Annotated in this window: 15 protein-coding genes and 1 riboswitch; all 15 genes read right to left on the bottom strand. The window is 35.4% G+C overall.

Going from position 1 to position 13,768, the window contains the following annotated elements; all coding sequences use genetic code 11:
* Positions 1-15: 15 nt before the first annotated feature.
* The gene (locus tag ACIQXJ_RS04455) at positions 16-447 is read right to left on the bottom strand and encodes a J domain-containing protein (protein ID WP_403050102.1); all 432 of its coding nucleotides are present in this window, start codon (positions 445-447) and stop codon (positions 16-18) included.
* Positions 448-538: 91 nt separating this feature from the next.
* A complete protein-coding gene (locus ACIQXJ_RS04450) occupies positions 539-964 on the bottom strand; it encodes a membrane-associated protease 1 (RefSeq protein ID WP_403050099.1) in 426 nt (141 codons plus the stop codon).
* Between the two features lie 241 nt (positions 965-1,205).
* Positions 1,206-3,374, bottom strand: coding sequence for a transcriptional regulator (locus ACIQXJ_RS04445; protein ID WP_403050096.1), 2,169 nt, complete (start codon positions 3,372-3,374; stop codon positions 1,206-1,208).
* Positions 3,375-3,834: 460 nt separating this feature from the next.
* Positions 3,835-4,758, bottom strand: coding sequence for a serine/threonine-protein kinase (locus ACIQXJ_RS04440; RefSeq protein ID WP_403050093.1), 924 nt, complete (start codon positions 4,756-4,758; stop codon positions 3,835-3,837).
* 289 nt (positions 4,759-5,047) lie between these two features.
* A complete protein-coding gene (locus ACIQXJ_RS04435; protein WP_403050090.1) occupies positions 5,048-5,524 on the bottom strand; it encodes a hypothetical protein in 477 nt (158 codons plus the stop codon).
* A 21-nt stretch (positions 5,525-5,545) separates the two neighbouring features.
* Positions 5,546-6,019: a hypothetical protein gene (locus ACIQXJ_RS04430; protein ID WP_403050087.1), complete on the bottom strand. Its 474-nt coding sequence runs from the start codon at positions 6,017-6,019 to the stop codon at positions 5,546-5,548.
* A gap of 17 nt (positions 6,020-6,036) precedes the next feature.
* Positions 6,037-6,849 carry a hypothetical protein gene (locus tag ACIQXJ_RS04425; protein WP_403050084.1) on the bottom strand — a complete coding sequence of 271 codons (813 nt, stop codon included), beginning with the start codon at positions 6,847-6,849 and terminating at the stop codon, positions 6,037-6,039.
* Between the two features lie 239 nt (positions 6,850-7,088).
* A complete protein-coding gene (gene gcvPB, locus ACIQXJ_RS04420; RefSeq protein ID WP_403050081.1) occupies positions 7,089-8,552 on the bottom strand; it encodes an aminomethyl-transferring glycine dehydrogenase subunit GcvPB in 1,464 nt (487 codons plus the stop codon).
* Positions 8,545-9,891: an aminomethyl-transferring glycine dehydrogenase subunit GcvPA gene (gcvPA, locus tag ACIQXJ_RS04415; RefSeq protein ID WP_401010357.1), complete on the bottom strand. Its 1,347-nt coding sequence runs from the start codon at positions 9,889-9,891 to the stop codon at positions 8,545-8,547. Before gcvPA ends, gcvPB begins: the two co-directional genes overlap by 8 nt.
* A 25-nt stretch (positions 9,892-9,916) precedes the next feature.
* Positions 9,917-11,020: a glycine cleavage system aminomethyltransferase GcvT gene (gene gcvT / locus ACIQXJ_RS04410; protein WP_403050078.1), complete on the bottom strand. Its 1,104-nt coding sequence runs from the start codon at positions 11,018-11,020 to the stop codon at positions 9,917-9,919.
* 280 nt (positions 11,021-11,300) lie between these two features.
* Positions 11,301-11,393, bottom strand: a riboswitch (glycine riboswitch).
* Between the two features lie 145 nt (positions 11,394-11,538).
* Complete coding sequence (locus ACIQXJ_RS04405) at positions 11,539-12,054, bottom strand: shikimate kinase (protein WP_403050075.1); 516 nt, start codon at positions 12,052-12,054, stop codon at positions 11,539-11,541.
* Positions 12,055-12,248: 194 nt separating this feature from the next.
* A complete protein-coding gene (gene comGF / locus ACIQXJ_RS04400; RefSeq protein ID WP_403050072.1) occupies positions 12,249-12,677 on the bottom strand; it encodes a competence type IV pilus minor pilin ComGF in 429 nt (142 codons plus the stop codon).
* Positions 12,674-12,988, bottom strand: coding sequence for a hypothetical protein (locus tag ACIQXJ_RS04395; RefSeq protein WP_403050069.1), 315 nt, complete (start codon positions 12,986-12,988; stop codon positions 12,674-12,676). The genes comGF and ACIQXJ_RS04395 overlap by 4 nt, the downstream gene beginning before the upstream one ends.
* On the bottom strand, positions 12,985-13,425 hold the full coding sequence (gene comGD, locus ACIQXJ_RS04390; protein WP_403050066.1) for a competence type IV pilus minor pilin ComGD: 441 nt from the start codon (positions 13,423-13,425) through the stop codon (positions 12,985-12,987). The genes ACIQXJ_RS04395 and comGD overlap by 4 nt, the downstream gene beginning before the upstream one ends.
* Positions 13,422-13,763 carry a competence type IV pilus major pilin ComGC gene (comGC, locus tag ACIQXJ_RS04385; RefSeq protein ID WP_401010370.1) on the bottom strand — a complete coding sequence of 114 codons (342 nt, stop codon included), beginning with the start codon at positions 13,761-13,763 and terminating at the stop codon, positions 13,422-13,424. Before comGC ends, comGD begins: the two co-directional genes overlap by 4 nt.
* Positions 13,764-13,768: the final 5 nt, after the last annotated feature.

Here is a 13,768-nt window from a genome sequence, read left to right as displayed (position 1 = left end):
CCTCGCTAACTTGCTTTACTTGTTAAAAAATCGTTCGAATAAATCAGTCGTATCTAGCGGATTTTTCTTTGCATTTTTATGAAGGGTTGACGACGTTTCCTTCGTTTTTGGATTAAATCCAAAAAAATGCTCAAAGTTTTTCTCGATATCGTTCATATTAAACTCTTGCTTATGGGTAGTTGTTCGATCTTTCGTTTTGGTTGCCTGTTCAAATGATTGCCCACCACTTTGTGCTGCACCATCAAGGCGTGCATCATATGCCTCTCTAGAAGACGTGTCCTTTAATACTTTATAGGCCTCTTGCACTTCTAAAAAAATTTGCTCTGACTCTTTATTGCCTCCACTTATGTCAGGATGATGCTTTTTAGATAATTTTCTGTATGCGAGCTTAATTTGATCTTGTGTTGCTTGTCTGCTGACACCTAAAATTTCATAATGATTTTTCACTAATTTCATCCCCTGTATTAGGATTATTCAAAATTATCTAAGGAACTAAATAGTCCCTTAGATAATGTGGTGTGACCTATCAAACTTCTACTTAAACAGCATAGCCGCCTTCGATCTTCGCAAGATCTGTTTTGTCTTTCTTCTGCTTAATGAATAAGTAGAATTCTCCGATACCTTCTGTGTCGCCATATCTTTCTGAATAGTCAACAACGAAGGCATTTGGGAATTGGATTTTTCTTACTACTTGATCAGCTGAAATGACTTCTAGTGTTACTTTACGGTAACAGTCTGCCTTTTCAGCAGGTACTAGTGACCATAAACCTAATTTCATCGTATCATCCGAATTGTCGCCATCTGTTGCAGTAAGGATTTTTCCCTTTACTTTTAAAGTTGCTCCTACATCTGTTGAGCGAGCGTTCGAGTCATTTGGTGTATCTGTTTCATACTCAACTGTCATAATGCTCTCTAATCCTAATTCAATTGCTTCTGATCCTTCTACTTTTAATACAAAACCCATTCTTATTACCTCCTAATATTTTTTGAACGCACTCGTAATACTGAACTTGATAAAATGTCCATGTTTCTAGATGACTTCATTTCTCGTGTAAATTTTGAAAGAATTTCAACGAGAAATATGTATTTATTTCATCAAGTCAGTACGTGAAGATCATTCATATTTATGTTAAAAGATTTATTTAAAAACAAATCTTAAACATACAATTAAAAAATCGTTGTATGCAGGCTGTTATTGATACTTTTTAAGCTTTCACAGCACTTGTTCCTTTAGTAATCATCACTTCAAGATTCTTCACATTGCCGTTAAATACGAGATCAATTTGGCATAAGCTTGTTTTTTCATCAATAATGTAGCCAATGTCATCACCATCATGAATAACTGAGTTTACATAGCCCTTATCATTCAGCCACTTACTTTTTTGGCTACTTGGATTATTACTAAAGAATCGAACAATATTTTCGTGCTTAAAGTCTCCTGATTGGAATCTTAGAATTCTTTCAATGTACGTACTCACTTGTGTTTTGTAGATTGAATCAAATCCGTCTTCTTCCATCGCTAAGCTTCTTGCTTTATACACTGTAATGCGTTTAATATCTTTATCCTGTAGCTGTGCATTTTCTGATGAAAATACAAAACCAAAGCTTCTGCTATTAATCGCATCTTTAATATTATTCGTGAACCCAGAAATTTCTTTAGCCATCGTTGTCACAGCTCTTAAGGAGTTATCGCCTGCTTCAATGTCAAAGCGTACGCCCGGATAACTTCTCTTTACATTTCGGAATGATTCCTTTAAGTACTCAGGACATTGATAAGCAGACACAATACCTGCTGCTACATAGCTCGCCCCTACATATACGCCTTCTATCCAAAGCTTGAGAATATCTTCTTTTTCTTTCGAAAGGCGCGCACCATTTTCGGTTGTTTGCATCCTTGTATCAATGACTACTCCAGACTTGTCTTTCGGGATAATTGTAAAATTCGGTAAGCAAGGAATCGCAAATTCACTGTAATCTTTTCGAAGGAGAACCGAACATTTATCGATGAGACGATCAATGCCTGCTGTTGCAATACCATTGAAAGTTGTTTCTTCTTCGGTCATAAAATTAAAGAATATTTGGACTTTATAATCTTTTACTGTATCTAGAAGACTAGATAAGGATTCCATCGTATTGCCTTCTTGCTTTGCAACCTTTTCATTTCCTTTAAATCGAGATCTGCTAACTTTCATCTTTCCTGATGCTTCAAGTTCGATTGCTGGCACGATTCCATACCATACTGTATCTGAGAAATCATTTTTCGAATTGACTGTATTTAAATACGTTCGTAATCTTGGTAAATTATTACTCTTAACAAGCATATCTAATTTCGCATTTGTGACTAATAGCGATGGTTGCATCCCTTTATTTTTTGTTGCATATTGATCGAAATACATTTTGACACCTAGTAGCTTTTCAACTAATGGCTTCACTGTCTTTACAAACTCATCCTTAGCATCCTTATAGAATTCTAGGTATGTATTGTAATTTTGCACCTCAGTTTCAACATCAAATTCAGCTCTTACAGATGGTAGTGGCGAGAATGTTCTTACTACTAAATCCTTTACATAAGAAGATGGGGATTCTGTAATCGCCTCATAGTCTTCCTCAAAAACGGTACTTAAACCATAGTTACTATTGTCCTCAATAACCATCAGCTCAGAAGTATTCGTTTGAGGTGCCTCAATAATTTTTAATTCACCTGTATCACCAATTGTAAGTGTCCCGATTTGCAGCTTTTCGGATTCATTTTCCTCTTGATTAGCACCTAGTAATAGTCTTGTTTTGATATCCTCGATTGCTAACGGCAACATGGCCATTACATTGTTATAATTTCGGCTAGCTACTTCGAACATAAGATTTAACTTATCCCCTGTGTCCAGCTTTTTGGGATCCCCTTCGTCTAACTTGTCATATTCACCATATAAGTAATGAATCTCTTTTCTTACTTGGCGAATATCATCCATCACCTTTTTAGGCGAGATCATATCTAGTAAATTTTCAAATTTAAAGTCTACATTCGTAATTCCTTGGCTTCGTTTCGTATCAATGAGGGTAAATAGCATCTTTAAAAAATCATTGTTTTGATCGATTGCTATTTCGGAAATACAATCATCTTGAATGCCTTCAGGTTTTTTAAGCGTATACATTACTTTCTGATTTGCAGCATTGTAGAACGAATAGACCGTTGGAGAGAACTTATCTAAAAATTCATCAAAGCTTTTGACAAGAAGGTATTGATTGATTTCTTTCACTTTCTCATCGCTTAGACTGTCAATTCCTTTTACATCCCCCACTAGTGTAATCAAATCCAGCTTTTCTGGATTGATTTCCTCAAAGAGCATTGTTCTGTTTGTTTGATTAATAATCTCCATTTATTCGGCTGTAAACCTACAGCCATCCCTCCTTTGTATAATAAATTTCGAGTAAGCATAATCATAAGTGAATACAATCTTTAAATTTACTTTTAAGTAATAAAATTCCAACTAAAGTAAAATAAAATACAGTTTTATTAAAACTGAAGTTGTATTTTTATAACTCCTTTTTCTACATCACAAATGACAATATGTATCACAAAGTAACTATACAATATCTAATTTTATTGTCAATATTTACAATAGAATATTATGTAAAATATAGGACATTTATGGGTTGCCGATAAAAAAGCGACATTATAAAATTTATGATATTTCTTTTTAAAAAAGGCAGTTATTCTTTTTTATTTATTAAAAAAACAGCCTAAGGTGTATTTTTAATACGCCTTTAGCTGTTGGGTTTCGCTTTTAGCTACAATGTAAAAATGATAGTATCGGATTACACATCCTAATTTATTGGTTATTTTGTATTATTTACCTTAAAATAGTTCCTTATTCTATTGACAAATTCTTCAAACAGAAAAATGACTTTCATAACTTTTAAAGAAGGACATCTTTTTTTTGCCTGCATTGCCATTCCCCACATAATGGTATGGGATAAAAGCATAGTTACCCTTTTGTTATATTTTCTTATATTATCCATATTATCCTCAATTAGCCTCTGTGAAATATCAGGTGGAGTCATATTTGTTAGTAAATAATAAAAAGTTGCTGCTAAACTATACATATCGGTATAAACTCCTTGTTCAGATACATTCGAATATTGCTCAAGAGGGGTGTAACCAGGGCTTATAAAAATTTGATATTCTGTAGCATTTTTATAAACTATCGCTGATCCAAAATCTAGTAAAAATGGATTACCCTCTAAATCTATCATAATATTACTCGGCTTTATGTCTCGATGTAGAATACCCTTGTTATGTATATAGCTTAATGCATCAATTAACGGCAGAAATATACTATTGTATAAATCGACCCTATTAGTAAGTGGAACATCCTTTATATATTGATCTAGCAACTTTCCCTCATAAAAATCCATAATGATATAAATCGATCCATTTTCCTCAAAATGATCAATATAATGGACAATATTACGATGGTTTATTTGCTTCATTATGATTGCTTCATTTAGAAATGTTGCTTTTAAATCCTCAAATTTTGGCTTTGTTGATGGCAGACGGTTAATCACTGTTATATTATCTAAATCCCTTATAGCCATTTTTTTTGGAAAGTACTCTTTAATTGTTACTTGCTTTCCTTCATTAATTGTTTCCCCAATATATACAATGGATAATTTACTAGTAGCAATAACTTCTTTTATTTTATATGTATCATTGAGCATACTATTTACCGGTAAGCTCACTTCATATTGAGCTACATCCATTTTTACTTTTCCTCCCTTTCATCAAATTTGGTTTCTCTTAAACCTAAAATCATTACGTAGAATGGCATCTTAATATGTAATAATTTTAACTAAAATACAAATTAAAGCAATTATATAAAAATATAGCTTATAATAAATAATCGTTGGATGTGAAACTTCCACCCCCATAACATGCCTTTTCTATCCTATAAAATAAAAAACGTCCGATAAGTAACGATCGGACGCTTTTTATTCAATTCATTATTTTCGCTATCGAATCTAATTTTCATTTTTTGCTTATCTCTCCAAATTATTTTGCCCCTACCATAGCTTCTAATGCGGCTAATCCTTGGCTCAATAACTTAAAGTTTGGACGTTTCAGATTGTTTGGCTCTTTTGCTACCATCGCCTGTAAATATCGTTTCAGCTCCTTTGTATAAGCCTTCGTAAATTCCATAAAATCAAATGTATATTGCCATTCTTGTGAATCCGAAAACGCATCAAAATTTGTAATGACTATATTTTTCCCCTCTTTTTTATAAGTATAGACATTCGCATTACCAAAAGTATCAAGAACTCGCTCCTCACCCGTTTGATATAAATCAAGTAATAGGTGATTAAATTCAATCACTATTGTACTGTGCAACGTTGTAGAGAAGAGTAAAATTTCTTTATTATTTTCAAGTACAAATACTTCTAAATAGCTGTCGAGATAATAATCTGCATGGACGGTTTTATTTTGAAGAACCGATGCATCATCTTCTTCTAGATCAAATCTAATTTTCATTTTAATAGTATCTCTCCAAAATTATTTCTCTTTTACAATTTTTTCTAAATCATTTAATCCTTGTCTAAGTAAAACAAAGTTTGGACGTTTCATAATGTTAGCTTCTTCCATTACCATCGCATGCAAATATCGTCGCAGCTCTTTTGTATAAGCCTTCGTAAATTCCATAAAATCAAATGAATATAGCCATTCTTCTGTATTAGAGAATTCATCAAAGTTTGTAATCAGAATATTACCTCCTTCTTTTTTAAATGTATAGATATTGGCATTACCAAAAGTCTCAAGAGTTTGCTCCTTGCCAGTTTGATGCAACTCTATTAATAGTTGATTGAAATCAATAACAATAGTACTGTGCATTGTTGTAAAGAAAAGTAATACTTCCTTATTTTTTTCGATAACAAATACTTCCAAATAGCTATCAAGGTAAAAATCAGCATGAACATTTTTATTTTTAAGCACAGATACATCATTTTCGATATCGAATCTTATTTTCATTTTAAGTCTCCTTTAGTTTATTTTCTTATTACTGATGTCCCACTTCTTGGATAAGATGTTTTAATAATATTATCCTTTGTAACAATTGTTGTCATCTCAGAAATGCCATACTTTTTCGGATGATACGTGTAAACTTTAGTACCATCATTACGAGTGCTTTTTAAAGTTCCTTTTTCTAATGATTCCATAATTAAATTTTTAATCTGTGCATCTCCGAGTGCTCTAGGGAATAATGTTGTACCTCTATTTGCAGTAGTGCCCGCAACATGTCTTTTGTAAATGTGCTCCCAACCTGTACCGCTATTTCCATCTAATAAAATCCCTTTGGCATTAAACTTCTGAATTTTACCTAGACCTGCAAAGGCATCAATTTCAGCGGATTTCCCTGCTTTCTTCAATAGTGCGAATAATTTACCTGATTTAACCACTTTTCCCGCTGGAAAGAGAGAAACTAAAGCTATTCCTTTTTCTGTAATACCAGCATTCGGGTTGAAAATCGTTCTAACATCATCCAGTACTAAGAAATCTATGCCTTCTTTAGCTGCATCTACTGCAAATTGACCAGCTCTTTTAAGCCAACTAACAGTAGATTTTGCCCAGTTCAATGCTGTATCCACCCATGAGGAAGGTTTTGCAGAAGCACGAGCTGCCAGGAGCATATTTCTTGCTTCACTGGAAATAGCAACGGTGTCACGCTGTGGCATGGCAAAATTTTTAATGCTTTTATCATTGTTTTGGTTTGATGTAGCAATTAATGGATTAGTGCTACTAAATCTTTTCACAGATACATGAGTAGAATGTTGCTGATTAAAGTTAGTATTAATTGACATATAGACCTCCCAATGAAAGTATTAAATTTTACGTATATTATACAATGGTGGTTTTTTCTATAAAATAATAAATTTTTTTCGAAATTTCACTACATCCGAGATATTTTTATCAAAATATTCTACTAGAATAAGTTTCATAGAAATAATATTTTTCTCTTTTTCTAGTAACTTCAATTTTCCTCAAACACAAAAAAATGCCCGATCAGTATAGTAAAATACTGGTCGGGCATTGCGTATTATTATGCTTTTTGATAGCGAAGCACTGGTGTACGAGCAGCGCGTGTTTCGTCTAAACGAGTTACGACTGTTGTATGTGGTGCTTCTTGTACGATAGAAGGATTTTCTTCTGCTTCTTTCGCAATTTGAATCATAATGTCGCAGAATGCATCTAATGTTTCTTTTGATTCTGTTTCTGTAGGCTCGATCATTAATGCCTCTTCCACGTTTAGTGGGAAGTACGTTGTTGGTGGATGGTAGCCAAAGTCTAACAGACGTTTTGCAATATCTAATGTACGAACGCCAAGTTTCTTTTGACGACGACCAGATAGCACAAATTCATGTTTACAGTGACGGTTATATGGTAAATCATAGAATGGCTCTAGGCGACGCATCATGTAGTTTGCGTTTAGTACCGCATATTCTGTGACAGCTTTTAAGCCATCTGGACCCATCGTACGAATATACGTATATGCACGTACGTTAATACCGAAGTTACCATAGTAAGGTTTTACGCGACCGATTGATTGTGGACGTTCGTAATCGAAATGGTATGAACCTTCTTCTGTTCTGACAAGTACTGGTTTTGGTAGGAACGGAATTAAATCAGCTTTTACACCTACTGGACCAGAACCTGGTCCACCACCACCGTGTGGACCTGTAAATGTTTTGTGTAAGTTTAAGTGTACACAGTCAAAGCCCATATCGCCAGGACGTGCTTTACTCATAACCGCATTTAAGTTAGCGCCGTCATAGTATACTTTACCGCCAACTTCATGAATAAGCTCCGCCATTTCGATAATATTTTCTTCAAATAGACCAAGCGTATTTGGGTTTGTTAGCATTAACGCAGCTGTATCTGAACCTACTACTTTACGTAGATCCTCGATGTCTACTAAACCATTTTCATCGGATTTTACTGTAATAGTTTCAAAGCCTGCAACAGTTGCTGATGCTGGATTTGTACCATGAGCTGAGTCAGGAACAATCACTTTATTACGATGTCCTTCTCCATTTGCTTCATGGAAAGCACGAATCATCATTAATGCTGTCCATTCACCATGAGCACCTGCAGCGGGTTGCAATGTCACTTCATCCATACCTGTAATTTCTACTAATGATGTTTGTAGTTCATAAAGAAGCTCCATTGCACCTTGTACCGTTGATTCATCTTGTAATGGATGAACATTAGCAAAACCAGAAAAACGTGCAACTGACTCATTAATTTTTGGGTTGTACTTCATCGTACATGAGCCAAGTGGGTAGAATCCAGAGTCTACACCGTGGTTACGACGAGATAGCGCTGTATAATGACGCATAATATCAAGTTCCGAAACTTCTGGTAACTCAGCTGCTTCTTCACGAATACAGTTTGCAGGAAGTAAATCTGCAAGATCGACTTCTGGTACATCTAGAGCTTCTAGGCTATACCCTACGCGGCCTTCTTTTGTAATTTCAAAAATGAGTGATTGATTTTCGTTATGCATTGAGAGCCCCCATTTCTGCAACAAGTGCATCAATTTCTTCCTTCGTGCGTAATTCTGTTACAGCGATTAGTACGTGTTGCTTAAGTGAATCATAAGTTTGACCTAATGGATAACCACCGATAATGCCTTTTTCAAGCAAACCTTTATTGATTTCTTTCACGCATTTATTTGTTTTTACAACGATTTCGTTAAAGTGCGCACCTTGGAATGCAACGGTAAATCCTGCCGCTTCAAATGCATTTTTTGCATAGCGAGTTTTCGCAATATTTTGCGTAGCCATTTCTCGAACGCCTTGTTTGCCTAAAGCTGTCATTGCAACAGAAGCTGCAAGTGCTAAAAGTGCTTGGTTTGAACAAATGTTAGATGTAGCTTTATCACGACGGATATGCTGCTCACGTGCTTGTAGCGTTAATACATAACCACGGCGACCTTCCCCATCTACCGTTTCACCAACAAGACGGCCAGGAACTTTACGCATTAATTTTGTTGTTACCGCGAAGAAACCACAGTGTGGACCACCGAAGCTTTCAGCAATACCAAATACTTGTGCATCACCAACACAAATATCAGCACCAAGCTTACCTGGAGGTGTTAAAATACCAAGCGCAAGTGGGTTAGATGATACAACAAATAAACTTTTTGCATCATGTGCAATATCACCGATTACTTGTAAATCCTCTACTTGACCAAAGAAGTTTGGATATTGAGCAATAACAGCCGCTGTATTATCATCAATCAGCTCTTTTAAAGCTTCTACATCTGTCACACCATCTTTATGAGGGATTGTTACGATGTCAATTGATTGACCGTATGCATATGTAGCAACGACATCACGATATTCAGGGTGAACCGTTTCAGATACTAAAATTTTCTTACGTCGTGTATGTCCTGCAGCTAACATACCTGCTTCAGCAAGTGCCGTTCCACCATCATACATAGACGAGTTTGCAAGATCCATGCCTGTAAGCTCAGCAATCATCGTTTGGAATTCAAAAATTGCTTGTAATTCCCCTTGTGAGATTTCAGGTTGGTACGGTGTATAAGCAGTGTAAAACTCTGAACGAGAAATGACATGGTCTACGATAATTGGTTTATAGTGATTATAGACACCTGCGCCTAAGAAGGATACGTTCGCATTCGTATCTTTGTTTTTTGCAGCAAGTGCAGATAACTCTTTTAAAAGTGCTGATTCTGATTTCGCTTCTTTAATATCATAAAGGCCTTTGAAACGTACTTTTTCTGGAATATCCTCGAATAACTCATCGACTGATGATACACCAACTACGTCTAACATTTCTTTTTTGTCTTGCTCCGTCATTGGTAAATAACGATGTTTCATAAATGTAGGTCCCTCTTTTCAAATTTTATTTTGAACGCTTGTAAAACGGTGTTTCAACTGTCACTACTTTTAATTGCTTACCACGAATTTCAATTTCCAATTCAGTTCCGATTGTTGCGAATTGGCTGTCAATTAATGCGTTACCAACATTACGTTTTGAAGAAGGAAGCTGTGTACCTGTTGTCACTTCACCGATTTCTTTACCATCTTTGAACACTTTGTAGCCATGTCGTGGAATCCCTTTATCGATCATTTCAATACCTACTATTTTACGCGCTAATCCATTTTCTTTTTGCTCTGCTAACGCGTCATGACCAATGAAGTCTTCTTTATTTAATTTCACAGCAAAGCCAATGCCCGCTTCAAGTGGTGAAATCGTTGCTGAAAGTTCTTGCCCATAAAGAGGAAGTCCTGCTTCAAAGCGTAGTGTATCACGGCAGCCTAAGCCAGCTGGCATAACGCCTTTGTCTTTTCCAGCTTCTAGGATGATATCCCATAATGCTTTAATGTCCGCTGGAGCCCCATACAATTCAAAACCATCTTCACCCGTATAACCACTGCGAGAAACTAATGCTTTATGCCCTGCAATTTCAACATCATCTTGGAAGCGGAAATATTTAATTGCACTTAAATCCGTTGCTGTTAATGATTGAAGAAGTTGTTCAGCTAATGGACCTTGTAGAGCGATTTGCGCATATGATTCAGATTGATTGTCAATTGTCACATCATATTGATGTTGATTTTCCATCATCCAGTCATAATCTTTTTCAATATTTGCCGCATTGACACATAGTAAATAATGATTGTCTGCTAGTTTATAAGTTAATAAATCATCGACAACGCCACCATCTTCGTAGCACATCGCATTATATTGCGCTTGACCTGTAGCAATTTTCGAAATGTCATTTGACAATAGATTTTGTAAAAAATCTAAAGCCTCAGGACCTGTTACTAAAATTTCACCCATATGTGACACATCAAATAAGCCTGCACGATTACGCACTGCATCATGTTCTTCTTTAATAGAAGTGAATTGCACTGGTAATTCCCATCCACCGAAGTCAATTGTCTTACCACCATACTTTGCATATTCGTCAAACAGAGGTGTACGTTTTAATTCATTCGTCATTACTTTTGCCTCCTTATTGTTAGTATCATTTTTACTGGTAGTAGTTCGCCTGCTTTTTCGACATCTTAAAGCGCATATGTCTATGTACGTAGCAAGCATTAATATTGCCCGATTGTACTTTTGACAAATGTCTAGACATAAAAAAAGACAGACGAACCCCTTTTCGGGATTCTCTGTCCTTGCACCTGAAAGTTACACCAAACTAACTCGCATTACGAAAATGCCAGTAAGTAGGCTTTCCCCTTTGGTGGCTGTTGTATTACAGCTCTCTCCAGAGTTGCGTCTTGTACGAGTCCTTTTACCTGAGAGATTCATAGCCCTTTGCTACTTGCTCCTTCGGTGGCGTCTACACGCGCTCTCCCCGTACAATCATCCGCCCAAGAATACTCTTGGTACTATTTAGTATTCAATGTACAAAAAGTTACCTTATTAGTCTATATCCTAACATTGATTGTATTGAAAAGGCAAACATTTTTTAAATTAACTTAAAAGACGAACGTTAATGTAGTTTATTTTATTCATTGTTCGCTTTTCAATCTTTTTACTTGAAATACTAAATACTCGAGAATATGTCGAATTGTTCTACCTTCTGTAAGCACCTGAATATGTCCTGCGTCACGATAGAATTTTCTTCTGTAATGATACAGCTCCTCTAACTCTTCCTTCGTTGAGCTTTGTACAATTGGTCGATTTGGATCATGCTGTATTCTTTTATAAATATCTTCGAATGTCGCATCTAAAAAGAATACAAGTCCACTGCGTCTCATAATTTTCCGGTTTTCCCCATTTACAGCTACACCGCCACCTGTAGAGATAATACATGCCTCGTCGCGGAAATTTTTCAAAAATTCCGTTTCTATTTCTCGGAAACGAGCCTCTCCATATTTCTCAAAAATCTGTGGAATCGTCATCCCCTGCTGTCTGACAATTTCATGATCCATATCATAGTACGGTAACTTTAATAAATAGCTTAACCTTCTCCCTAACGCACTTTTCCCGCAGCCCATAAAGCCAACTAAATATATTTTTCGCATTCGAATCACCTTCTTACTACGATTCTACACTGTCTGACAAAATTTGTCCTAATAAATTTATCGTAGATCGAACATTCATTTTTTCCAATCCCTCATATGTTCGAAACTGAATCTCATAAGACATGCAATACGCAAGAACAAAAGTAGTTACAAAAAATAATAATGCAATTGCGATTAAAAATACAGTCCCTCTATCATTTTTCAAAAATTGGTACATAATAGGTCCGCTCCTTTTTTAGACCGCTTGGAAATTCGACAACTATTGTGAGTTCATTATTGTTAAATTGGAACTGACATTTATTAATCCCAATAAGCATTGGGACATGGCCACCATTCACCTGATCTCGAATCATATTGCGATAGCAATCAAAATGATGAAGTGTATTTGACGCTTGCAGCGTAATTCTTTTTTGATCTCTTCTGATCGTTATTGGCGTTGTAGCATTTGTTAAATACGTATTCATTTCGAAAACAAATAACTCCCATTTTGTTTGTTCATCTGTCATCATAGTTGTTTTCATATTAGCAGCCCAAAGGATAATCAAAATAAATACATGACAAACTAGCACAAATACGATTAATTGAAACAATGCTTCCAGTAATGTGTAGCCTTTTTCATTCATCGAATTTCACCTGTTTGTTGAATGCACTTTTGACGTTGTTCTTTTGTGTTTTGAAACGTTACACATATCCCCTGTCCATCAAACAGCCAGTGATAGTTTACCTTATCAACTGTCCTTGTCCCTTCGACTTGCTGTAAAAACAAATATTGCTTCAATCCTTCATAGGCTGTTTCAGCTGCAGCAACCTCAAGCTTTTGATTGTATAAATTTGTTTTCAGAGTGTAGCTAATAGGAATTAAAGTTGAGCAGAGTACCATGAAGATAAAAATCGATACGATTGTCTCGACAAACGAATAGCCTGTTTCATTCATTCAACTCTTGCTCTCCCTCGACCTAAAGTTATAATAACCTTTTTAGTTCCCTGCGGTGTTTTAAAATAAACAGTTCCCGGGGTCATGACATTCCCTTTAAAATTAAATCGTATCGTTTGGACGGTACTCCGATCAGACAATAATTCAACCCCCTTTGGAAAAGGGCGAATATAAACATTCGTATAAAAATCCTTTTTTATACTATAACTATGGGATGAACTTTCAAATTTCATAAATATATAATCCTTATGCTGCATGCTATATGTTTGCAAATATTGAAGATCTAATTGAATTTGGCTAAAAAAGCGTTCCACTTCTTTTGCTTCTGCTACTTTTAACGTAAATTTTGTCACAATAGCTGTTAACATCATCACAACAAACAACACAATTATTATTTCGACTAATGTATAGCCTCGCTCATTTTTTTGACAATTCATTGGCCATCAGCCTCTGATATGGAAGGCTGTTTGGCTAATCGAACCTCTCCTTTATTCGTAATGATAATTTCTTCTTTATTTGGACAAGTCTTTCCCTGCTCTTTTAAATAACCCTTCGATACCAAATCATCTAATGTAGGATACTCCATAAAATCTACTCGGTATGCCTCTACTTGTCCTTGTACCATAGCTATATAGGCAGCGCAGCCCTTTTCATCAATTGTTGCAAAATGTTTTGTTACATTTGGAATTGTAATTAGTATAAGGATCGAAATAATCAACAAGACGATTAACATTTCAATTAGTGTAAATCCAGCTTCTTGTTTAAAAAGCTTCATTGAAG

This window comes from Lysinibacillus sp. NPDC097868 (genome assembly GCF_044761135.1).
Lineage (GTDB): Bacteria > Bacillota > Bacilli > Bacillales_A > Planococcaceae > Lysinibacillus.
Note: the sequence above shows the minus strand (reverse complement) of the source record. Positions and strands in the feature narration are given on the sequence as shown.